General features: G+C 54.6%; 20 protein-coding genes. 7 read left to right on the top strand and 13 right to left on the bottom strand.

Annotation, left to right across the window (positions count from 1 at the left end; translation table 11 throughout):
* Nucleotides 1–49 precede the first annotated feature (49 nt).
* The 3 genes from kdpB to kdpF are packed head-to-tail and all read right to left on the bottom strand — an operon-like array spanning nt 50 to nt 3,916.
* On the bottom strand, nt 50–2,107 hold the full coding sequence (gene kdpB / locus C8K58_RS18685) for a potassium-transporting ATPase subunit KdpB (protein WP_371921653.1): 2,058 nt from the start codon (nt 2,105–2,107) through the stop codon (nt 50–52).
* A 15-nt stretch (nt 2,108–2,122) separates the two neighbouring features.
* Entirely contained in the window at nt 2,123–3,817 is a 1,695-nt protein-coding gene (gene kdpA / locus C8K58_RS18680) for a potassium-transporting ATPase subunit KdpA (RefSeq protein ID WP_108574050.1), read from the bottom strand.
* 9 nt (nt 3,818–3,826) lie between these two features.
* Complete coding sequence (gene kdpF / locus C8K58_RS18675) at nt 3,827–3,916, bottom strand: K(+)-transporting ATPase subunit F (RefSeq protein WP_003218754.1); 90 nt, start codon at nt 3,914–3,916, stop codon at nt 3,827–3,829.
* A gap of 413 nt (nt 3,917–4,329) precedes the next feature.
* Here kdpF and eat point away from each other — a divergent pair, with 413 nt between their 5' ends.
* Nucleotides 4,330–5,694 (top strand): ethanolamine permease, encoded by a 1,365-nt coding sequence (gene eat, locus C8K58_RS18670; RefSeq protein WP_027604147.1) that lies wholly within the window; start codon nt 4,330–4,332, stop codon nt 5,692–5,694.
* A gap of 110 nt (nt 5,695–5,804) precedes the next feature.
* Complete coding sequence (locus tag C8K58_RS18665; RefSeq protein WP_003172675.1) at nt 5,805–5,972, top strand: DUF2897 family protein; 168 nt, start codon at nt 5,805–5,807, stop codon at nt 5,970–5,972.
* Between the two features lie 6 nt (nt 5,973–5,978).
* Here the strand turns inward: C8K58_RS18665 and C8K58_RS18660 are convergent, their stop codons facing one another.
* Both C8K58_RS18660 and C8K58_RS18655 read right to left on the bottom strand, forming a co-directional pair.
* Nucleotides 5,979–6,827, bottom strand: a complete 849-nt coding sequence (locus C8K58_RS18660; protein WP_027604148.1) for a DUF1989 domain-containing protein — start codon at nt 6,825–6,827, stop codon at nt 5,979–5,981.
* A gap of 15 nt (nt 6,828–6,842) precedes the next feature.
* Entirely contained in the window at nt 6,843–7,487 is a 645-nt protein-coding gene (locus tag C8K58_RS18655; protein ID WP_108574049.1) for a GntR family transcriptional regulator, read from the bottom strand.
* Between the two features lie 130 nt (nt 7,488–7,617).
* Here C8K58_RS18655 and C8K58_RS18650 point away from each other — a divergent pair, with 130 nt between their 5' ends.
* A complete protein-coding gene (locus C8K58_RS18650) occupies nt 7,618–8,196 on the top strand; it encodes a TetR/AcrR family transcriptional regulator (RefSeq protein ID WP_108574048.1) in 579 nt (192 codons plus the stop codon).
* A 17-nt stretch (nt 8,197–8,213) separates the two neighbouring features.
* On the opposite strand, the gene C8K58_RS18645 is transcribed toward C8K58_RS18650, so the two are convergent.
* From C8K58_RS18645 to C8K58_RS18610, 8 genes are all read right to left on the bottom strand, one after another.
* Nucleotides 8,214–8,546, bottom strand: a complete 333-nt coding sequence (locus C8K58_RS18645) for a ComEA family DNA-binding protein (RefSeq protein WP_027604151.1) — start codon at nt 8,544–8,546, stop codon at nt 8,214–8,216.
* Between the two features lie 111 nt (nt 8,547–8,657).
* Nucleotides 8,658–10,655 carry a nucleoside-diphosphate sugar epimerase/dehydratase gene (locus C8K58_RS18640; RefSeq protein ID WP_166655312.1) on the bottom strand — a complete coding sequence of 666 codons (1,998 nt, stop codon included), beginning with the start codon at nt 10,653–10,655 and terminating at the stop codon, nt 8,658–8,660.
* Nucleotides 10,656–10,700: 45 nt separating this feature from the next.
* Complete coding sequence (locus C8K58_RS18635; RefSeq protein ID WP_108574047.1) at nt 10,701–11,738, bottom strand: glycosyltransferase family 4 protein; 1,038 nt, start codon at nt 11,736–11,738, stop codon at nt 10,701–10,703.
* Nucleotides 11,735–12,697 carry an SDR family oxidoreductase gene (locus tag C8K58_RS18630; RefSeq protein ID WP_108574046.1) on the bottom strand — a complete coding sequence of 321 codons (963 nt, stop codon included), beginning with the start codon at nt 12,695–12,697 and terminating at the stop codon, nt 11,735–11,737. Before C8K58_RS18630 ends, C8K58_RS18635 begins: the two co-directional genes overlap by 4 nt.
* Nucleotides 12,697–13,953 (bottom strand): glycosyltransferase family 4 protein, encoded by a 1,257-nt coding sequence (locus tag C8K58_RS18625; protein ID WP_108574045.1) that lies wholly within the window; start codon nt 13,951–13,953, stop codon nt 12,697–12,699. Before C8K58_RS18625 ends, C8K58_RS18630 begins: the two co-directional genes overlap by 1 nt.
* Before the next feature lie 13 nt (nt 13,954–13,966).
* Nucleotides 13,967–15,097, bottom strand: coding sequence for a non-hydrolyzing UDP-N-acetylglucosamine 2-epimerase (gene wecB / locus C8K58_RS18620; RefSeq protein ID WP_108574044.1), 1,131 nt, complete (start codon nt 15,095–15,097; stop codon nt 13,967–13,969).
* 24 nt (nt 15,098–15,121) lie between these two features.
* On the bottom strand, nt 15,122–16,240 hold the full coding sequence (locus C8K58_RS18615) for an NAD-dependent epimerase/dehydratase family protein (protein WP_108574043.1): 1,119 nt from the start codon (nt 16,238–16,240) through the stop codon (nt 15,122–15,124).
* Nucleotides 16,241–16,243: 3 nt separating this feature from the next.
* A complete protein-coding gene (locus C8K58_RS18610) occupies nt 16,244–17,278 on the bottom strand; it encodes a polysaccharide biosynthesis protein (RefSeq protein WP_065882376.1) in 1,035 nt (344 codons plus the stop codon).
* Between the two features lie 614 nt (nt 17,279–17,892).
* On the opposite strand from C8K58_RS18610, the gene C8K58_RS18605 reads away from it, so the two are divergent.
* From C8K58_RS18605 to C8K58_RS18590, 4 genes are read left to right on the top strand one after another with little or no spacing between them, the layout of a single operon-like run.
* Nucleotides 17,893–18,855 carry a glycosyltransferase family 2 protein gene (locus C8K58_RS18605; RefSeq protein ID WP_065882374.1) on the top strand — a complete coding sequence of 321 codons (963 nt, stop codon included), beginning with the start codon at nt 17,893–17,895 and terminating at the stop codon, nt 18,853–18,855.
* A 3-nt stretch (nt 18,856–18,858) separates the two neighbouring features.
* Nucleotides 18,859–19,572, top strand: coding sequence for a bifunctional 2-polyprenyl-6-hydroxyphenol methylase/3-demethylubiquinol 3-O-methyltransferase UbiG (locus C8K58_RS18600; RefSeq protein ID WP_108574042.1), 714 nt, complete (start codon nt 18,859–18,861; stop codon nt 19,570–19,572).
* Between the two features lie 39 nt (nt 19,573–19,611).
* Nucleotides 19,612–20,007: a GtrA family protein gene (locus tag C8K58_RS18595; protein ID WP_108574041.1), complete on the top strand. Its 396-nt coding sequence runs from the start codon at nt 19,612–19,614 to the stop codon at nt 20,005–20,007.
* 47 nt (nt 20,008–20,054) lie between these two features.
* Entirely contained in the window at nt 20,055–21,581 is a 1,527-nt protein-coding gene (locus C8K58_RS18590) for a hypothetical protein (protein WP_108574040.1), read from the top strand.
* The last annotated feature ends 20 nt before the right edge of the window (nt 21,582–21,601 follow it).

The following is a 21,601-nucleotide window of genomic DNA, read 5'->3' as shown; positions in this document are numbered from 1 at the left end:
TCGGTCTTTGCAACCTGTGGGCACCGGGGTGGCGCCCACAGGCATCGGGTCACACCAGGTGCAGCGCGGTCAGCAGCATGTCGATCGCCTTGATGCCCACGAACGGCACCAGCAACCCGCCCAGGCCATAGATCAGCAGGTTGCGCCGCAGCAACGCCGCCGCACTCGCGGCCTGCACACGCACACCGCGCAGCGCCAGGGGAATCAGCACCACGATGATCAGCGCGTTGAACACGATGGCCGAGAGAATCGCGCTCTGGGGGCTCTGCAAATGCATCACGTTGAGCACGCCCAACTGCGGGTAGATCGAGGCGAACAACGCCGGCAGGATCGCGAAGTACTTGGCCACGTCGTTGGCGATGGAAAAGGTGGTCAACGCGCCACGGGTCACCAGCAACTCCTTGCCGATCTGCACCACGTCCAGCAGCTTGGTGGGGTCGCTGTCGAGGTCGACCATATTGGCGGCCTCGCGGGCGGCCTGGGTGCCGTCGTTCATCGCCATGCCGACGTCCGCCTGGGCCAGTGCCGGAGCGTCGTTGGCACCGTCACCGCACATCGCCACCAGGCGGCCGTCGTTTTGCTCGTGACGGATGCGCGCGAGTTTTTTCTCCGGGGTCGCTTCGGCCAGCACGTCATCCACACCGGCTTCGGCAGCAATCGCAGCGGCCGTCAGCGGGTTGTCACCGGTGACCATCACCGTGCGAATCCCCAGCTTGCGCAGCTCGGCGAAACGTTCGCGGATACCGGGCTTGACCACGTCCTTGAGGTGGATCGCACCGAGCAATTTGCCGTCGGCACACACCAGCAAGGGCGTGCCGCCGCTCTGGGCGATCTTGTCGATTTCCCGTGCCAACGCCGGTTGCAGGTCGCCGCGTGGCTGGCCGATAAACGCCAGCAACGAATCCACTGCGCCTTTGCGGAACACGCGACCCTGGTAGTCGACACCGGACAAGCGGGTTTCGGCGCTGAACGGTACCGCGGTCAGTTCATCCAGGGATGGCTCGGCCTGCGGGTGCAGAGCCCGCAGGTATTCGACGATGGATTTGCCTTCTGCCGTGTCATCGGCCAAAGAGGCAAACAACGCACCTTCGGCCACTTCCTTGCCGCTGACGCCAGGCGCCGCAACCACCGCCGCGCACCGACGGTTACCGAAGGTGATGGTGCCGGTCTTGTCCAGCAGCAACACATGCACGTCACCGGCCGCCTCCACGGCACGACCAGACTTCGCGATCACATTAAGGCGCACCAGACGGTCCATACCGGCAATACCGATGGCCGACAACAAGCCGCCGATGGTGGTAGGAATCAGCGTCACCAGCAGTGCGACCAAAAACACCAGGGGCAAGCTGCCATTGGCGAAATGGGCAAACGGCTGCAAGGTCACGACCACCAGCAGGAAGATCAGGGTCAGGCCGATCAGCAGGATATCCAGCGCGACTTCGTTGGGGGTTTTCTGACGCTTGGCGCCTTCGACCAGGGCGATCATGCGGTCCAGGGTGGACTCGCCGGGATTGGCGGTGATGCGGATCAGCAGCCAGTCCGACACCAGCCGCGTGTTGCCGGTGACGGCCGAGCGATCGCCGCCGGACTCGCGGATCACCGGTGCGGATTCACCGGTGATCGCCGCTTCGTTGACCGCTGCGATGCCTTCGACGACCTCGCCATCGCCGGGGATCATTTCCCCGGCGGCCACACGCACCACATCACCTTTACGCAGACTGGTGGCCGGCACGACCTTGAAGCTGCCATCGGCTTCCTTACGCCGCGCGCTCAGGCCTTCGCTGCCGGCCTTGAGGCTGTCGGCACGGGCCTTGCCGCGTCCTTCGGCCAAGGCTTCGGCGAAGTTGGCGAACAGCACGGTGAACCACAGCCACACGGCGATTTGCACGGCCACATACGTCGGTACGGCGGTGTCGGGCACAAAGCACAGCACGGTGGTGAGGATGGCGGTCAGCTCGACCACCAGCATCACCGGCGAGCGTTGCAGCTGGCGCGGGTCCAGCTTGACGAACGCCTGGACCAGCGCCGGGCGCCACAGGGCCGAGACGGCGGTTTTGGCGGGTTCCTGGGTGTTGACCGGGGCCGCGTTTTTTGCAGGCATATTCATGTTCATATCCCCTTTTTAGAAGCCCATGCTCAAGTGTTCAGCGATGGGCCCCAGCGCCAGCGTCGGCAGGAAAGTCAGGCCGCCCACCAGCAAAATAGTCACGGTCAACAGGGTCACGAACAGCGGACCATGGGTCGGGAAGCTGTTCTGGCCAATCGGTGCGGTCTTCTTCATCGCCAGGCTGCCGGCCAGGGCCAGTACCGGGAGGATGTAGCCGAAGCGGCCGATCAACATGCCCAGGCCCAGCATCAGGTTGTGGAACGGCGTGTTGGCACTGAAACCGCCGAACGCCGAGCCGTTGTTGGCGCTGGCCGAGGTGTAGGCGTACAGCAACTGGCTGAAACCGTGAGGGCCAGGGTTGCTGATCGCGCCGGCTGGGCCGGGCAGGCTCGCGGCGATGGCACCCAATACCAGCACGCCCACCGGCATCACCAGCAGGGTCACGACCAGCAGCTGCACTTCCTTGGCCTGGAGTTTCTTGCCCAGGTATTCCGGGGTGCGCCCGATCATCAGGCCGGCCAGGAACACCGCGATCAACACGTTGAGCAACATGCCGTACATACCGGCGCCGACGCCGCCGAAGATCACTTCGCCGACCATCATGTTGACCAACGCCACCATCCCACTGAGGGGGTTGAGGCTGTCTTGCATGCCGTTGACCGAACCGTTGGACGCCGCGGTGGTGGTCACCGACCACAACACCGTGCCGGTGGTGCCGAAGCGCGCTTCCTTGCCTTCCAGCGGTGCGGTCTGCTCGACGGCCGGGTTGTTCAAGCTCGGGTTGGGCTGGTATTCGGACCACAGGGAAGTGGCGCCGCCGATCAGGAACAGCGCCAGCATGCAGCCAAGGATCGCGCGGCTCTGGCGCAGGTCTTTCACGTAGTGGCCGAAGGTGAATACCAACGCCACCGGGATCAGGATGATCGAGGCCACTTCGAACAGGTTGGCCCAGGCGGTCGGGTCTTCAAACGGGTGCGCCGAGTTGACGCCGAAGAAGCCGCCGCCGTTGGTGCCCAGTTGCTTGATCGCAATCTGGCTGGCTGCCGGGCCCAGGGGGATCACTTGATCCACGCCTTGCAGGGTCACGGCATCCACATAGTGCGCGAAGGTTTGCGGCACGCCCTGCCATACCAGGAACAGCGCCAGCACCAGGCACAACGGCAGCAGGCCGTAGAGCGTGGCGCGGGTCATGTCGACCCAGAAGTTACCCAGGGTCCTGGCGGATTTGCGCCCGATCCCACGGCACAGCGCGACCAGGACGGCCAGGCCGGTGGCCGCACTGACGAAGTTCTGCACGGTCAGGCCAGCCATCTGGCTGAGGTAGCTCAGGGACGCCTCACCGCTGTAGGACTGCCAGTTGGTGTTGGTCATGAAACTGACCGCGGTATTAAAGGCCAGGGTCCATTCCTGGCCCGGCAATTTCTGCGGGTTCAGTGGGAGATAGTCCTGGAACAGCAGGATCGCGAACAACAGCAAAAAGCCCGCGAGGTTGAACGCGAGCAAGGCCAGCATGTATTTCTGCCAGCTTTGTTCCTGATGTTCATCCCCCCCCGACAGGCGATAACAGGCTTTTTCGACAGGCCCCAGCACCGGGCTCAGCCACGTGCGCTGGCCTTCCATCACCTTGTAGTAGAACCGCCCCAGGAACGGCGCCGGCACCAGTACCACGGCAAAGAAGGCAATGATCAGCCAATAGTCATAACTGTGCATGGCCAGCTCCTAGTTCCGATCCGCGCGTAACAGCGCAACCAGCAGATAAATGAACAGCGCCACGGCCAATAGCAGTGACACCCCGTCCAGAACGCTCATGGAAGTCTCTCCGTTTAGCGGCGAGTGCCGCGTGTGGGGCAATTGTCCGCAGGAGTGGCGTAAAGGAACGAGAGCGACGGGGTGGGCGGGGCGTAAAGATGGCGTAAAGAGTGGGTTTATGCGGGGTTTACAGGGGGGGTATTTGGTGTCTGGGCGGGCGCTATCGGGAGCAAGTCCCCTCCCACACTTGACCGCGTTGTCATGCCGAGCGCCAGTCAACCTATGGCAGGGGGCTTGCTCCCGATAGCGCCGGCACCGTCACCGCCGCACCTAACTGGTGCGACGCCGGCAAATTTCAAACGCCAAACCATCCCCCACACGACAGTTGCGCCGCTTTACGACAATCATTCTCGGGCTGGCATGGCCGCTGCAACACCTTGAATCATTCCAAACCGTTCAGGGAGCGCAGCACAATGAACACACAACTCAAACCCACCTTGGGCACCCTGCATTTATGGGGCATTGCCGTCGGGCTGGTGATTTCCGGGGAATACTTCGGCTGGAGCTACGGCTGGGGCGTGGCCGGGACCTTGGGCTTCCTGGTGACCTCGCTGATGGTCGCCGCGATGTACACCTGCTTTATCTTCAGTTTCACCGAGCTGACTACCGCCATTCCTCACGCAGGCGGGCCGTTTGCCTACAGTCGTCGCGCCTTTGGGGAGAAAGGCGGCTTGATCGCAGGCCTCGCCACACTGATCGAATTTGTCTTCGCCCCGCCTGCCATCGCCCTGGCGATCGGCGCGTATCTGAATGTGCAGTTCCCGGCCCTGGACCCCAAGCATGCGGCCGTCGGTGCCTACATCGTGTTCATGGGGCTGAATATTCTCGGCGTGAAACTGGCCGCGACCTTCGAGCTGGTGGTGTGCGTGCTCGCCGTCGCCGAGCTGCTGGTGTTCATGGGCGTGGTCGCGCCCGCGTTCAGCTTCAGCAACTTTGCCCTGAACGGCTGGGCCGGTTCCGATACCTTCGGCGCCCCGGCGATTGCCGGGATGTTTGCGGCGATTCCGTTTGCCATCTGGTTCTTCCTGGCCATCGAAGGCGCAGCCATGGCGGCCGAGGAAGCAAAAGATCCTAAGCGCACCATTCCAAAGGCCTACATCAGCGGCATCCTGACCCTGGTGATCCTGGCCATGGGCGTGATGTTCTTCGCCGGCGGCGTGGGCGACTGGCGCACCCTGTCGAACATCAACGATCCACTGCCGCAGGCGATGAAAACCGTGGTGGGCGACAACTCCGGCTGGCTGCACATGCTGGTCTGGATCGGCCTGTTCGGCCTGGTGGCGAGCTTCCACGGCATTATCCTGGGCTACTCGCGCCAGTTCTTCGCCCTGGCCCGCGCCGGTTACCTGCCCTCCTTCCTCGCCAAATTATCGCGTTTTCAGACACCACACCGGGCAATCATCGCCGGTGGCGTGGTCGGCATCGCCGCCATCTACAGCGATGGCCTGATCAACCTGGGCGGCATGACATTGACCGCGGCGATGATCACCATGGCGGTGTTCGGTGCCATCGTGATGTACATCATGAGCATGCTCAGCCTGTTCAAACTGCGTAAGACCGAACCGCTGCTGGAACGTACCTTCCGCGCGCCGGGTTATCCGATCGTGCCCGGCATTGCGCTGGCGCTGGCCGTGGTCTGCCTGGTGGCCATGGCGTGGTTCAACACGCTGATCGGGCTGATCTTCCTCGGCTTTATGGCCGTGGGTTTCATCTACTTCCAAATGACCGCACAGGATCGTGCCGATGCACCGGCAGACGCAATGTTGACCGGGCTCTAAGGTTTCGAGGCAGAACGGGCCTACACTGAACTACTCAGAAAGCCCGTCACTCAAAGTAGTTATTGCCGTGGGAAAATTCTCCGACGGTAATCTGCCTCAAGGAGAGCCTTATGCCGTGGTATGCGTGGTTGATTATGGTGGTTGCGATCGGGTCGATCGTCGGAGGGCTGATGATGCTGCGTGACAGCGCCAACAAGGTGGAACTCACCGACGAACAACGCAAACGCGTGGCCGAACGCAACGCCCAGGCGGATGCCAAGGACGCGCAGGACCGCTAGGACCGCTTACTCCCAATCCGCCTTGGCAATCTGCAACCCGTGCTGCCCTTTATAGGCAGCACGCTCCGGCTGGCTCCAGCCGTCCAGCAACTCGTCCTCCAGCCGATAGATCTCCACCCCCAGCGGACGGCACACCGTCAGCGGGTCCTGCGCATCCGGGCCCCACATCGGCAGCGACAAATCCCCGCCCGGGCACGTCGACAGCGCGCAGAGCAAATCAATCTCGGCAAAGAACTCCAGGTAATCGCCCTTCTGCGCCGGGCAGGCTTTCATGAAATACATGTCGTCGTGATTGAGGCCCGTGCACTGGAAAATATTCAGCACGTCATGCACATCGAATTCCGTCAGACCGTGGGGTAATACCGCGCGGGTCAGGTTGGAGTGGCAATGGTGATGGAAGTCCTCGCCGGTGAGCATGCGGTTCACATAGGGATCGCACCGTGTCCCCAGCAAGTCATGCAGACGCCCGCCGTGCTCATCGATGCCGTAACTGGCCAGGCTGTCATCGGTGATGGTCACCAGTGGCCTTAGAAATGGCAGATTCGACCATAGCCGGTCATGAGTGCTCACATGCGCCCCCTGCAACTGACGGGTACGTGCAGCCCAAAGTCGTTCGCGGGGGTCATTGGCGTTCCACACATTGAAGTCCCCCACCTGCGGGCCCACGGGCGTGGTAACACGAAACACATGCCCGGCGGGCACTTTCCACGCCCTGCCCGTGCGAATCGGTACCTCGAACTGCTCGATCAAGCTGCGCTGATCTTTTCGGTCACGAATGCGCTCGTAAAATGCCGCGTCGACCTGCAACGCCGAACCCTTGCTGACCTGATAAGCGGCCGGATAGTCTTTGTACATGATGCAGATCCTCGATCAGGGGTGGGTAAACAGGGCCAAGGACAGGCGTTCCGAATCATCCAGGTACAGGCTCATCGCCTCCCCTGCCGCCGGATTGTCCTGCTCGACAAGCCATTGATAAATCTCACGGTCACGCTCCAGCCAGGGCGACTGGAAACGTTGCTCATCCGGCGCGGCGCAAAACACCAGGCGCAACTGGGCGATGACCTGGGCAAAAAACTCATCGAACAACGGGCTGCCCATCAACCCGACGATGTGCTGATGGAACAGCAAACTGTGGGTGGCCACCGCACGCCAATCCTCGCGCTCACGGGCCAGGGTGGTGGCGTCAATGGCGTTTTGCAGGCGCTCGGATTGCTCGGGCGTCAAGGCCTCGCTTCCGGCGATGGCCTGCAACTCCAGGGTACGGCGGACTACAAACAGGTCGCGGACTTCCTCCCGCTCCAACCGCCGCACCATGACGCCCTTGTTACGCACATAACGGGTCAACCCCTCCTGCCCCAGACGGTGCAAGGCTTCGCGAATCGTATTGCGCGACGCACTGTAGGCCTTGACCAGATCCACCTCGACCAATGCCATGCCTGGCAATAACCGCCCCGCAATAATGTCGGCACGCAGCTCCAGGGCAATCTGGTCGGCTAAAGACAAACTGAGCGTCATGACACCTCACGATTGTTGAACAATCTTCCGTCTAGATGTAATCACATTTCATGCCAACGCCCTGCATGCCGACGAGTGTGTAAAAAAGATCAAGTTGGTTAAAATGCCCGCCTGTAACCGAGGCTGCCCCATGCGTTATTCACATAACCACAAAGCCCAAACCCACCAACGCATCATCAAGGAAGCCTCTGCGCGCTTTCGCCGCGACGGCATCGACTCCACCGGCCTGCAGCCACTGATGAAAGCCTTGAACCTGACCCATGGCGGCTTTTACGCGCATTTCAAATCCAAGGGCGAACTGGTGGAGACAGCCCTGCAGGCGGCCGCCGCAGACCTGGGCGCCCATTGCGACATGCTGTTCAGCCAGGAGCAGCCACTGGGCGCGTTTATCGACAGTTACCTGTCGGAATGGCACCTGACCTCCCCGGACCAGGGCTGCCCGCTGCCAACGATGTGTTCAGAACTGGGGCTCCGAGGCCAGCCCAGTGCGACTACAGACCAGGTACTCAACGCTAGGCTCAAGCAAATAGAAACGGTATTGGGAGAGAAGCGTTGCGATGCAGAGAGCCTGGTGATGATGTCGACACTGGTGGGCGCATTGGTACTGGCCAGGAGTGTTGAAGACCCTCAATTGGCAAGACAGATCATGGCCGTGGTGCGCGAACGCCTGAAAACGCAGAACCCGGAGGGCAAAAAGGCCGATCAATGACCGGCCTCCTGGATGAATCAGTTGATGGCCAGCCTATCGCGATTCTTCTCCAGCAGCGCCTTGCCAATCCCCTTCACTTCCAACAACTCATCCACCGCCGTGAACGGACCATTGCTTTCGCGATAGGCGATGATCGCCTGGGCTTTAGCGGCACCGATACCGAAGAGGTCACGACGCAGGGTTTCGGCGTCGGCGGTGTTCAGGTTGACCTTGGTGGACTGCTCGACCTTGGTCATCTGGGCGGTGATAGGGGTTGGAGCTTCGGGTTTGATGGACGGGGCTGCGGTGGTGGTGACTGAAAGGGTCGTGAGGAAGGCGAAGATTAGGGAGGTGAGGTAGGTGTTTTGCATTGGTGACGCTCCATGACATTGATGAGGGAAAAGCAGCTTTTCCGAAGCTGCTTTTCAAACTTAGGTGATGTTGGAGATTCGTCAAAAATGCTTGAGTAACAGAGTGTTAAATCAAGGCTCGAGCCGGCGCTGCTGATAGATCCAATCGACGATTTCGCCATCGGGGGAGTAGCCGCTGACGGTGTCGCGCAGGAGTTGGCGGACGCGGGTGTAGTCGTCCTCATCCACTGCCGCTAATAGCTCGGTCAATTTTCCCTTGAGGACCTCCCAAGAAAGATGGTCTTCATTGGCACTCATGATCATGGGATGCTGGGTCGCGACTACGTTGTCCCCGATTAGTAACTCTTCGTAAAGCTTTTCACCCGGGCGTAGGCCGGTAAATTCGATGGCGATATCGCCGTGGGGATTTTTTTCGGAGCGCACGCTCAGGCCGGAAAGGTGAATCATCTTCTCAGCGAGCTCAACGATTTTTACGGGTTCGCCCATGTCGAGTACGAACACATCACCGCCCTGCCCCATGGAACCAGCTTGTATGACCAGTTGTGCGGCTTCAGGGATCGTCATGAAATAGCGGGTGATTTTTGGGTGAGTAACCGTGATGGGACCACCCGATTTGATTTGTTTGTGAAACAGTGGGATCACAGATCCAGACGAGCCCAGAACATTGCCGAAGCGCACCATGGTAAAACGGGTTTTGTTGACCCGAGAGATGTTGAATTTGTCGCCAAACATGACCGGAGCCAACTCGTGACTCAAAGCCTGGAGGGTCAACTCTGCTAGACGCTTCGTACTTCCCATCACATTGGTTGGGCGCACTGCCTTGTCGGTAGAAATCAGGACGAAGTTGGCCACCCCTACCTGCAGCGCCGCCTGCGCAGTATTAAGCGTGCCGATGACGTTATTCAGAACACCTTCAGCAATATTGTGCTCGACCATAGGTACGTGCTTATAAGCCGCGGCGTGATAAACCGTATCGACTCGCCACGTCTTCATGACGTCCAACAACTTGGAAGGGTTGCGCACAGAGCCTAGGATCGGTAGCAGCCTTACAGGCAGCGACTCCCGAGTTACGCGTTGTTCAAGTTCAGAGAGAATGCTGTAGAGATTGAACTCGCTGTGTTCGAACAACAGCAGCGTAGTTGGACGCAAAGACAGGATCTGACGACAGAGCTCAGCACCGATGGAACCACCGGCTCCGGTCACCAGTACGCATTGTCCTCTAATACAAAGCTCCAAGAGCTCGGCTTGAGCAGGAACAGCGTCACGGCCCAATAGATCCACAATGTCGACCTCTTGGATATCATCGACTTTCACCCGTCCACTGGCCAGGTCCATAAATCCGGGAACACTGCGCACGTGCAGCGGAAAACCTTCCAGGAAGCTAAGGATTTCACGGCGACGACCTCGGTTGGATGAGGGAATCGCCAGCAGGATTTCTTGCGCGCCTGTAGCGTCGATCATGCGCTCTATATGCTTGGGCTTGTAGACTTGGAGACCAGAAATGACCCGATCGGCAATACTGCTGTCATCATCAATAAAAGCGACTGGGCGCATCAAACGCCCCATCCGCAGTGCTGCGACCAGTTGATTGCCAGCCGCACCTGCCCCATAGATAGCGACACGCGGCAGGCCATCTTCCCGACTGGTAAACGGCACGTGCTGTGATGCGGAGAACCAATCGCCGAGGAAATACTGACGCATGGCTAGACGAAGCCCGCCAACCATAATCAGGCTAAGCCACCAGTAAATGAACACAATCGAACGTGGGACGACGTGTGCCTGGTTGCTGTTCCAATACACCACAAGTCCCAATATCAAGGCTGACAGCGTTACGGCTTTAAAGATTGCGATGAGGGCGTCGTTACCGAAGTAACGCATAACTGCACGGTACATCCCAAAACGAATAAACAGCGGGATAGCGACTACGGGCGCAGCGACAAATAACCATAAATGGTCGCGAAAAGGAGTGACCATCTCATCAATCCCCAACCGCACGATAAATGCCAGCCAAAGGGCAGCCCAAACGACCATAATATCGGTAGCCACTTGAATCAGCCGTTTGTTGCGACGCGGCAATCCCACCAGAATCGCCCGTAACCTATCCATAATCCCTTCGTCCACCTAAAAACGTTCCTGTATTTTATGACTGCGCGGTCAGGCACTGCCTTGCGTAGCGCGAGCCTTTTCCAGTTCGCCCGCATGAAACTTGACCGCCAGCGCAACCAAAGGCACATAAGCGATGACTACACCTACAGCACCGTCCAACCCAAGCATGACCACGCATATCGCAACCGGCAACAACCAGAACAGATTCAGACCTGCAACAGCGAGCGTAACCGACAAATGACTGCCGTAACGCCGGGAGGCAAATTGATACGCGTGGCTGCGATGAGCCTCATAAACCTTGTCTCCCCGCACAAGGCGGCGGATCAACGTAAAGGTCGCGTCGACGATGAATACCCCCAAAAGAATCAACCACGCCCATAACAACTGAGAAGATGCCCAAGCAGCCTGGATTGAAAAAACACCTAGGATTATCCCCAGGAACCCACTGCCGGCATCCCCCATGAATATTCGTGCTGGTGGGAAATTCCAGCAGAGAAAGCCTGTCACTGCCATCACCAAAATAAGTGGTAGTAGAACCAGGCCTGTATGACCGCTCAAGGCGTAAAGCAGGCACATACCCAAGCATGCACAAATGGCTTCGATGCTAGCGATACCGTCGATTCCATCCATGAAATTATACAAATTGAGCATCCATACCAGATAGAAAGCGGCAAGAACACTGCCGACCCAGCCTGAATTTACTGTCAGGCCAAAGAGTGCTAACTCAGGCAGACCACCCAACCAGTATAGCGCCCATGCCGAAGCACAAAAGTGCCCCAATAAACGCCACCGGGCGGCGATATGCCCGTGGTCATCCATGAAACCTATTATCGCGATCAATGCTCCCGCTCCGCCCACGGCCATCAAAGTTGGAAAAGACACCTCCTGTGTCCATCCAACCAAAGGCAACGCCAAGAGGAAGGACACCACTATGGCGACCCCTCCCCCCCTTGGCGTAGGTACAGAGTGGGAACTACGCGCAATCGGAATATCGATAATGCTGTGAGCTAAGGCATAGCGCCGCAGCAACGCAGTCAAAAGACACGACAAAAGACCGATAACGGCTATAAGCCACCAATTAGTCATTGTTTTTTATCACTCATATACTGTGTTGCTACCGCCTTGAGCGCGTCATCCACTGACACTGGAGGTGTCCATTGCAATAAGGTTTGGGTCTTCTGGATGTCAACCTGAAGCGAGCCGCAAAGCCTCTGGGATAAGGCGCCTTTACCAACAAGCCTGGCGGAACTGCTGAGCATCCAAGCGGGAACAGGCAACAAACGCGGGGATCTCCCAAGCGCTGCCGCTGTTCTTCGCAATAACTGCGTCGTGGACAAATCCTCACCATCGCTCACCAGAAATGCCTGGTTTGCAGCAGCGGGATGGCTGATAGCCGTGACGATGAGATCCACCAGATTGTCCAGCGCCACCAGACTGCGGCGATTATCGATAGCGCCAAAGGGCAGCGCAATGCCCTTGTCAAGCCAGCGCATCATGTTCAAAAAGTTAGCTTTGACTCCCGGCCCGTATACCAAAACCGGACGGATAATCACGACTTCCATTGCGGTGCGATCTGCCAATGCAAGCAGTCCCTGTTCAGCTTCAAGCTTGGAAATACCGTAGGGATCGCTCGGATTCGGCCTGTCATCGGACATGTAGGGTTTACCTGGCTGAGTCCCTTCCCCGTTTACCTTGATGGAGCTGATGAAGACAAAGCGTCGGACGCCAGCTTGAGCAGCTTGCTCCGCAAGATTCAAGGTACCCTCCACGTTAACCTTGCGAAAGGCCGCCAATGGATCAACTTCGGTATCGCTCATGACATGTACACGTGCCGCACAGTGAACAACCGCGTCGATGCCGGCTAGGCTTGAATGCCAGTTTGCGTCGCCGAAGGAATCAAATCGAACGACATCCACATCGCTATTAATAACAGTGGATTCATTGCGTACTGCGGCAGTGACGCGAACGCCATCCTTGATCAGGCGGCGCATTACGGCACCACCGACGAAACCGGTCGACCCGGTCAAAAAAACAGAATGCGACATCACAGTCCTCCTTTACGCAAGGTAGCATCACGAAACAGCTGTTCCAGGCGAGCCAAGAGAGTGGGCTTCGAATAGTTGGCAAGATAGTATTCACGACCAGACCTGCCCATGCGAATGCGCTCACTCTCATCGGTGGTCGCCAATTCGAGCGCAATACGCGCCAGCGCAGTCGCATCCCCGGATGGGCACGCGAGCCCGGCACCGGAAGCCTGAATAACATGCGCCGCCTCGCCATTGATCATCCCGAGGATAGGTTTGCCGGAGGCGAGGTAAGCCTGAACCTTGCCTGGGATGGTTTTTTCGAAGACTTCATTGGTCTTTAGCGAGACCAATAGTGCATCAGCACATGCGAACAAGCCGGGCATCTCCTCCAACGGATGGCGCCCCAGCAGCAGGACATTGTCCAGGCAATGTGACTTGACCTGGTCCGCAAGCCAATCACTCATACGACCATCGCCCACAATCACCCAGCGCACCGCTACAGTGCCCAGCAAAGCCTGGGCAGCCTCGATCACAGCGGGTAAATCCTGGGCTTCTCCCAGATTGCCCGCGAACAGCACGGTAAAAACCGATGGGTCGTGCTTAAGCAATGTAGAGGGCGTTGGCGTGGTCGTGGAAAAATCGTCCTCTGCCCAGCTTGGAAAATAGACAAGTCGTCGCGGCTCGATTTCCCGTGTGCAATAACGCTGCACATTCTCAAAAAAACCGTGGGATTGAAGCAGCAAATAGTCCGCTCGATTGTAGATCCACGACACTACTCGCCCAACACATCCCAATAACAAGGGCTGGCGCAACACCCCGACAGCACGAAGCGTTTCAGGCCATAAATCCAGAACCCAAATGAATACTGGTGCTTTTTTCAAACGGCCAATTATCAAGGCAGGAATCGCTGCCATTATTGGCGAGACCGCATAAACGAAAACTGCATCAAACTTTTTACCGCGTACCTTCCAGGCTCCCAGCGTAGAAGCCATAGTAAAAAAAGAAAGGTAGTTCAGTATCAGGTTGATGCTGCGTTTGCCCCGAGGTATGAGCGGTACGCGAACTACGCTCGCACCGGAATACTCACTGAAGCTTTCCGGCTCGGCCTGGTAACGCTCATACACCTTGCCTTCAGGATAGTTCGGTAGCCCCGTGAGCACCGTCACCGTGTGGCCTTTCTCCGAAAAATCACGGACGAGATCATTGATACGCATATTTTCGGGCCAAAAATATTGCGTCACCACCAGAATGTTCAGCTTTTTATTTTCAGGCATTAACATAACTCAATCAGTAGCGTTTCCAGACAATGCGGTTCACATAATCCGTGTAGCTATGAACAAGCCTGACGACTTTTTCTGACACGTTCGGCATGCTGTAGTCATTCACCAGCCGCAACGTCCTGCATTCCCCTGTACCTTGGCTTTCGAGAATGCCAAGGCCTTGGAGTACGCGATTAACTTCAAGCCCCACCATCATGACTGCCGCCTCTTCCATGCCTTCCGGACGTTCATGTGCTTCCCGAATATTCAACGCCGGGAAGTTGAGAATGGACGACTCTTCACTGATTGTACCGCTGTCCGACAAAACGGCCTTGGACGTCAGTTGCAACTTGTTGTAGTCCTTGAAACCGAGCGGCTTGAGCAGTTGCACATTTTTATGGAATGTCACCCCCATAGCATCTACGCGCTTCTGCGTACGCGGGTGCGTCGAAACGATGACCGGTAGATCATAGTGAGCGGCTACGGTATTCAGTACGTCCACCAACTTGAGGAAATTTTTGTCAGAGTCAATATTTTCTTCACGGTGGGCACTGCATACAAAAAATCCGTTTTGCTGCAAACCAAGGCGCTCCAGCACGTCCGAGCTCTCAATTCCGCCGCGATAGTGGTTCAGCACTTCGAACATAGGGCTGCCGGTCTTGATCACCATGTCCGGCGATAAGCCCTCACGCAGCAGGTAGTCACGTGCAATGGTGCTATAGGTCAGATTGATATCAGCCGTGTGGTCGACGATCCGGCGATTGATTTCCTCGGGTACGCGCATATCAAAACAACGATTGCCCGCCTCCATGTGAAACGTCGGAATCTTGCGTCGCTTGGCAGGAATAACTGCCATGCAGCTGTTGGTGTCACCCAACACCAACAGAGCTTCCGGCTGAACCTGTGCCAATACACGGTCGACCGTGATGATCACGTTGCCAATCGTTTCTGCGCCGCTGGCGCCGGCGGCATTCAAAAAGTGGTCCGGCTTTCGGATACCCAAGTCTTGGAAAAAAATCTCGTTGAGTTCGTAGTCGTAGTTTTGTCCGGTATGAACCAATACATGGTCGCAGTGCTCGTCCAGGGCAGCGATGACCCTTGATAGACGAATGATTTCGGGGCGCGTACCGACGACCGTGACAATTTTCAATTTTTTCATGACTATATCTACTTGAGAATATATTTAGGCTTCTGTGCCCACCGGCAACGCATAAGTGTCAGGTTCGTCACGATCGAAAACTTCGTTGGCCCAAAGCATGACGATCATCTCATCACTACCTACGTTCGTAATATCGTGAGTCCAGCCCGGCACTGTTTCTACAATTTCCGGCTTCTCACCAGTGGTAAACAATTCGTAGAACTCTCCCGAAACAATGTGGCGAAAGCGAAAACACGCATCCCCCCTGATCACTAGGAATTTCTCGGTTTTCGAATGATGGTAGTGACCGCCACGGGTGATGCCTGGATGCGCAGTAAAGTAAGAGAACTGGCCGGAATCGCGGGTCTTGAGCATCTCGACAAAGACACCACGCGAGTCACCATATTTTGGAACTTCATAAGTGAAGCGTTCTGGAGGGACATAACTCAAATAGGTCGAATAAAGCGCCCTTGTCAGCCCAGTACCCACTGCTTCAGTGATCAAGGTGTCACGGCTATCGCGGAACGCCACCAATTGCTCCGCTACCGCTCCGACAGTTGTTGAGTAGGCAGGCTGGACTGAAATAAATGGATCACCAACGAGCCGACCGTCCATGACACCTAAGAAGTGTGCGACCACATCATCGATGTAAACCAGCGTCAGTGCAGCATCAGGATTGTTGATTTTGATAGGCTGGTGGCTAGCGATGTTATTGCAAAACGTCGCTACCGCCGAGTTGTAGTCAGGACGGGCCCACTTTCCAAAGACGTTAGGTAGACGAAAAATATGCACTGGCACGTCATGTGTTGCCGTCAGGTCCAAAAGCACGTGCTCGGCGGCCAACTTGCTGGCGCCATAGGCATTGTCCAGCTCCGCCTGGCTGGATGACGTGAAAAGCACGGGAGTTTTCCTACCGCTGGCGACAATTCCCTCGCAGACTGCACGAGTCAGGTCCGTATTTCCGGACCTGAAGTCTTCAGGGTCAGTCGGCCGATTCACACCAGCCAAATGAAATACGAAGTCTGCCTGCTGGAGCATTTCCTTCAAACTGGAAATACTGTCGCTATGTGAAAACTGCAAGACTTCAATGTCTTGGCGAACCTTCAAATGAGCATGAAGATTTTTTGCGACAAAGCCTTGACTGCCAGTGATCAATACCTTCATTGCTTACTCCTCCGGAGTGGCATGTTCGCCACGCTGGATGGCGCGCATGAATTCCAGCTTCAGGAGCAACGCTTGCATCCCCTCGACGTCCAGCCGCTCGGTGTTGTGAGAATTGTAATCTTCCGTGGTGGAGATTTTTTCCTCCCCCTGCTCGACGTACTTGCTGTAGTTCAAATCGCGCAAATCGGGCGGCACACGGAAGTACTGGCCACGGTCTTCAGCGCAGGCCATTTCCTCGCGACTCAAAAGCGCCTCATACAGCTTCTCGCCATGGCGGGTGCCGATGATCTGAATAGGATGTTCTGGAACTCCCAGCAGAGAGGTCAAAGCAAGAGCCAACGTTTCAACGGTTGCCGCGGGAGCCTTTTGGACAAACAGATCTCCGTTATTGCCATGCTCGAACGCATAGAGAACCAAGTCAACGGCGTCCGCCAGTGTCATCATGAAACGCGTCATGCTCGGGTCAGTGATGGAGAGTGCTTTCCCAGCTCGAATCTGATCAATGAATAGCGGAATGACCGAGCCACGGGAAGCCATGACATTTCCGTAGCGGGTGCCACAGATAACTGTCTTGGTTTCGTCGACATTGCGAGATTTCGCAACCATGACTTTTTCCATCATCGCCTTGGAGATTCCCATGGCGTTGATCGGATACACAGCCTTATCGGTGCTCAAGCAAACAACACGCTTGACCTCGTTCTGAATAGCCGCTTCCAGTACATTGTCCGTACCAATCACGTTGGTCTTGACGGCTTCCATCGGATGAAACTCGCACGAAGGAACTTGCTTGAGAGCCGCCGCGTGAAAAATGTAATCAACGCCCCGCGTCGCGTTCAAGACGCTTTGGTAGTCACGTACGTCGCCAATGTAAAATTTCAACTTGGGATTGTTGTAGTGCTTACGCATGTCATCTTGTTTCTTTTCATCACGACTAAAAATGCGAATTTCACTAATTTCTGTATTCAAAAACCGCTTTAAAACAGCATTACCAAAAGAACCCGTGCCGCCAGAGATGAGTAGTTTACTTCCATCAAACATAATTTACCTCAAACCGAGCCTACAACTCTGAATGTAAAATATACCTACCAAGGCCAGACTAAAGGGTTCCACTGGTAGGCGTGCTGAGTCAACTTGGTGACTTCACAATATATCTCTAGGCTTCGAGGACGCAGAAACCCGTTACGACACCCAAATTAAGAATACCTGACCGCGACGCTTCAGCCGTGTCTCGCGCCACGGCGTAGCCCACGATGCATACCGAACAGGACCAAGCCGAATATCTGTGACCCAAGATTTGAGCGTCAGTTTAGCACGACATCGATGCTGAAAAGCATGCGTCCAATAGCTGAGAAGCAAGATCTCCCCCTTGGGGCACGGGTCTAGGCACAGGGCACGGATGTGCGTCAAAACCGTCCTATCAGATGACGTTAATCCCACCCATGCTTGGCGATACCACAGGCAAACCGCTTACACTCGCGAAGAGGAAGACGCCTCGCGCACTTGGTGGCGGGTGCCTTATGTGCCCTGCGGCAGAGTAAAAAATGCGGTGACCGACCTTTAAAAAAAACCGAAATGGCGAACGGGATTGTGGGACAATAAGAGGGTTAACCCATACTGCGTCCGAAACAACGACTGAGAGTGAGTACGGTGAATTGACACAGAGTATAGCGCCAGAAACAATAGTAAAATTATCATTGGTAGTCCCCGTTTTTAACGAATCCGAAACAGTAGCCCTATTTATTGATTCGGTCTCGAACGTATTCGACAGCGAGCCTCTGATTGAACTCGAAATCCTCTTCATTAATGATGGGAGTACGGATGACACTTTGCTCCGTCTCCTCGAACTACAGAACGTAGACTCTCGAATTCACATCGTTGAACTTAGTAGAAATTTTGGAAAAGAAGCAGCCCTCACGGCAGGATTGCAAATGTGCAGCGGGGAAATTGTTGTCCCCATTGATGTTGATCTGCAAGATCCTCCACAACTGATTCCTGCAATGATCGCCAAGTGGCGAGAGGGCTATGAAGTTGTACTGGGCCGTCGGATCGACAGAGATTCAGACTCCTGGGCCAAGCGCTCCTCAGCGAATTGGTTTTATCGCCTCCATAATAAAATGACCAGCTCGAAAATACCGGAAAATGTGGGCGACTTCCGCCTGATGGACAGGTGCGTAGTGGAAGCACTCAAAGAACTTCCTGAATCAAGACGCTTTATGAAAGGCCTGTTCGCTTGGGTAGGCTTCAAAACGACGTACATCGACTATGCGCGGCCACAACGCTCGGCAGGCACAAGCAAGTTCAATGGCTGGAAGCTTTGGAACTTTGCCTTGGAGGGAATCACCAGTTTCAGTACGGATCCACTCAAAATATGGACATATCTCGGCTTGATGTTTTCTGCGATTTCATTCCTGCTCGCGATTTTCATAGCATTAAAAGTCATCGTTCATGGCATTGACGTACCTGGGTACGCGTCCATTATGGTTGCGGTCACCTTTTTAGGCGGATTACAACTAATCGGCATCGGCATATTAGGTGAATACCTAGGCAGAACATATATAGAATCGAAACGGCGCCCAATATTTCTCGTGCGTCAAATTTATGGAAGTAAGAGCTGATTTATGGACCTTAAAGAAACTGAAATTCTGGGCGATACTATTAATGACCATTGGTATTACAGCTCAAAAGTAAAAGCTGTGGAAAAATTCCTGGGAAAAACACCAGTTAATCGAATTTTAGATATTGGCGCAGGATCAGGTTTCTTCTCAAAGTACCTGCTCACAAACACAACCGCGAAGGAGGCCTGGTGTGTTGATATTAGCTACGAACGGGAATCGGACGAAACCTACGCGGGCAAACCGATCTTCCTGCGAAAAGCAATAGAGTCCGTTGACGCCGACCTCGTTATGCTCATGGATGTACTTGAGCACGTTGACGATGATATTGGCCTCTTAAAGGAATATGTAGAAAAAGTCCCCAAAGGCACTAAATTCTTAATAACAGTTCCCGCTTTTCAATTTTTGTGGAGTGGGCACGATGATTTTTTAGAGCACAAACGTCGCTACACCTTACAGCAACTTGAATCCGTAGTGAGTGCATGCGGACTAAATTTGCAAAAAGGCGCTTATTTTTTCGGGGGCGTATTCCCGGTCGCCGCCGCGCTTCGGCTGGCTGACCGCTTTCGATCGAAAGATCTGGTGCGAAAATCACAACTGGCAAAACATAGTCACTTTACCAACGCCATCCTGAAAAGCATATGTACTTTAGAAGTATCTGTAATGAATTTTAACCGGATTGCAGGCCTTTCCGTGTTTTGCGTTGCACAAAAACCATAAGCGGAAAAATGCCATGGACATAGCGAAGGGGACCATGCGGTGAGCGGCCAAAATGACGCAAAAAAAAGGGTGCTGCGCTTTTGTGCTACGGGCCTGCTTATAACCACCTTACATGCATTTATCGTCTGGGTCATGGTAGGTCTATTTTTGAATTCACCCCCACTATCAAATGGCGTTGCGTTTATCATCGCCACCATGACCTCCTACACGATCAATACACTGTGGAGCTTTTCCCAACCATTGCAGAGACACACGCTTTATAAATTTATCTGCGTATCAATAATAGGTTTTATTGCCTCCGTAGCCATAGCCTGGATGGCTCAAATGTTTGGCTTGAATTATCTATTAGGCATTGTCGGAGTTGTTCTAATAGTTCCCGCCCTGACATTTGTACTGCACAGCACCTGGACATACCGCAAGCCTAAGAAAGAATAACGCGATCACCTATTCCATTTTAAACACTCACACCTTAAGGACCTAGGATGTACTCTCTGAAAGCATTGTTTTTTGATAAATCCTGGACGAATATAAAAGAAAAAAGCTTCCAGATAAAACTCGCAGCCTTCAGCACGAACTTTGCTATCGCAATGACACTCGCTATTGGACTGGTCGGCTTCCTGACTATGGGCACAGATCTGTGGGACGGTGTAATTGTCTCGCATGCCGTTTCCCTTGAGCGACCCGATGTATACCATGAGTGGTTCAGTGAAGCGGGGTTATTTTTTACCCCATACATTTACGACTTCATTTATCTTTTTCACAAATCTGTAAATTACGAACTTCTTGCAAAAATCTTCACTGTATTTTTTTTAATACTATCTGCAAGAGAAGCGGCCAACGTAGCATCAAAGTACTTTGAAATCCCCCGACAGATAAGCTTTTATACTGCGATCTTATTTTACTTATCCCCTGCTTGGGTTCTTTATTATTCAAATATCTATTTGATGCACTCGCTAACATTGTTTGCGACGCTGATCTGCACCCGATATATTATTGACCGAAAAGCACTGGCGCTGTGCATCCCCTTGCTTCTCTTGTCTTTCCAACAGTCCTCGAATGCGCCACTCTCTATATCACTGATATTACTAAGCTGTGTATTCCACCACACGACCGCAAAAGACAGGATTATAAATATTGGCATTATAACTCTCATCACTGCCGGTTTTTTTGTACTCAGAAAGGTATTCCCGACCCACGGACTCTATGAGACTTACAACGAAATTCATTTCAAAAACATTTTCAGCATCAACAACTACCTTAGCCTGACAAAGTATTTTGTACTCCTTTACTTTCCGAGTTTTATTGCGGCAGGTTTGGCCTTATATTTTCAGCCGAATAAAAAAACACTATCTGTACTCTCGATTGTCTTTTTGGGAATCCTATTCAACGGCGTTGCGTACATAGCAGTCAATAAGATTCCGAGCTTGTCAGAAATTGGATTGATGCACGGCGAGTCACTACGCTTTACATTCACCAGCACTATTTTTGCAATTCTATTACTCCCTGCGATTTGGCAGTCGCTGTCGGAAGTGCCCCGCTTAAGGTTCCTGACACTTACAGTAATATTGATACATGCGTGCATAATCAACATTTACGCACATGAGGGAAAAATGAAAGAGGTACTATTTCAGCGCGGGCTGGTTCACGAAATAAAAAAGCTTCCCCCTCTCCCTGCCTGCGCCATCAACATCCAAAGTACAGGCGTCGGAACATTAACAAATTATGAATATGGGCACGTATTATACCGAGTCTACGGCGAAACAAATCAATTGCCACTAGGAGACTCAACGGATCCAGCCGACGACGTCAAAGTGCTTTACGAGAGATTCACTAAGGAAAGCTATAAGAAAAAGTACTTCATGCCTACACAGATGCCGAAATGCATTGTCAGCATGAAAGTCAGTACCTCGGTAGGAACCTGGGGATTCGGAAAGACCTTTACTAAATATCTCTCAGATGACCACAGCGCTATAGTAGCTGTATCGACTTCTGGAACAGACCCGCTATAAACCTAATCGCAGTGGAAGAG

Source organism: Pseudomonas sp. GV047 (genome assembly GCF_003058245.1).
Classification (GTDB): Bacteria; Pseudomonadota; Gammaproteobacteria; order Pseudomonadales; family Pseudomonadaceae; genus Aquipseudomonas; species Aquipseudomonas marginalis.
This window is presented reverse-complemented; position numbering and strand designations above follow the sequence as displayed.

Coding starts and splice junctions, on each gene's coding strand:
- kdpB (WP_371921653.1), bottom strand. CDS start 2,107: ATGAATATGCCTGCAAAAAACGCGGCCCCGGTCAACACCCAGGAACCC.
- C8K58_RS18665 (WP_003172675.1), top strand. CDS start 5,805: ATGCCGTGGTATGCGTGGTTGATTATGGTGGTTGCGATCGGGTCGATC.
- C8K58_RS18625 (WP_108574045.1), bottom strand. CDS start 13,953: ATGCCTGAAAATAAAAAGCTGAACATTCTGGTGGTGACGCAATATTTT.
- C8K58_RS18630 (WP_108574046.1), bottom strand. CDS start 12,697: ATGTCGCATTCTGTTTTTTTGACCGGGTCGACCGGTTTCGTCGGTGGT.
- C8K58_RS18610 (WP_065882376.1), bottom strand. CDS start 17,278: ATGTTTGATGGAAGTAAACTACTCATCTCTGGCGGCACGGGTTCTTTT.
- C8K58_RS18615 (WP_108574043.1), bottom strand. CDS start 16,240: ATGAAGGTATTGATCACTGGCAGTCAAGGCTTTGTCGCAAAAAATCTT.
- C8K58_RS18650 (WP_108574048.1), top strand. CDS start 7,618: ATGCGTTATTCACATAACCACAAAGCCCAAACCCACCAACGCATCATC.
- kdpF (WP_003218754.1), bottom strand. CDS start 3,916: ATGAGCGTTCTGGACGGGGTGTCACTGCTATTGGCCGTGGCGCTGTTC.
- C8K58_RS18655 (WP_108574049.1), bottom strand. CDS start 7,487: ATGACGCTCAGTTTGTCTTTAGCCGACCAGATTGCCCTGGAGCTGCGT.
- C8K58_RS18635 (WP_108574047.1), bottom strand. CDS start 11,738: ATGACTAATTGGTGGCTTATAGCCGTTATCGGTCTTTTGTCGTGTCTT.
- wecB (WP_108574044.1), bottom strand. CDS start 15,097: ATGAAAAAATTGAAAATTGTCACGGTCGTCGGTACGCGCCCCGAAATC.
- C8K58_RS18590 (WP_108574040.1), top strand. CDS start 20,055: ATGTACTCTCTGAAAGCATTGTTTTTTGATAAATCCTGGACGAATATA.
- kdpA (WP_108574050.1), bottom strand. CDS start 3,817: ATGCACAGTTATGACTATTGGCTGATCATTGCCTTCTTTGCCGTGGTA.
- eat (WP_027604147.1), top strand. CDS start 4,330: ATGAACACACAACTCAAACCCACCTTGGGCACCCTGCATTTATGGGGC.
- C8K58_RS18660 (WP_027604148.1), bottom strand. CDS start 6,827: ATGTACAAAGACTATCCGGCCGCTTATCAGGTCAGCAAGGGTTCGGCG.
- C8K58_RS18600 (WP_108574042.1), top strand. CDS start 18,859: ATGGACCTTAAAGAAACTGAAATTCTGGGCGATACTATTAATGACCAT.
- C8K58_RS18645 (WP_027604151.1), bottom strand. CDS start 8,546: ATGCAAAACACCTACCTCACCTCCCTAATCTTCGCCTTCCTCACGACC.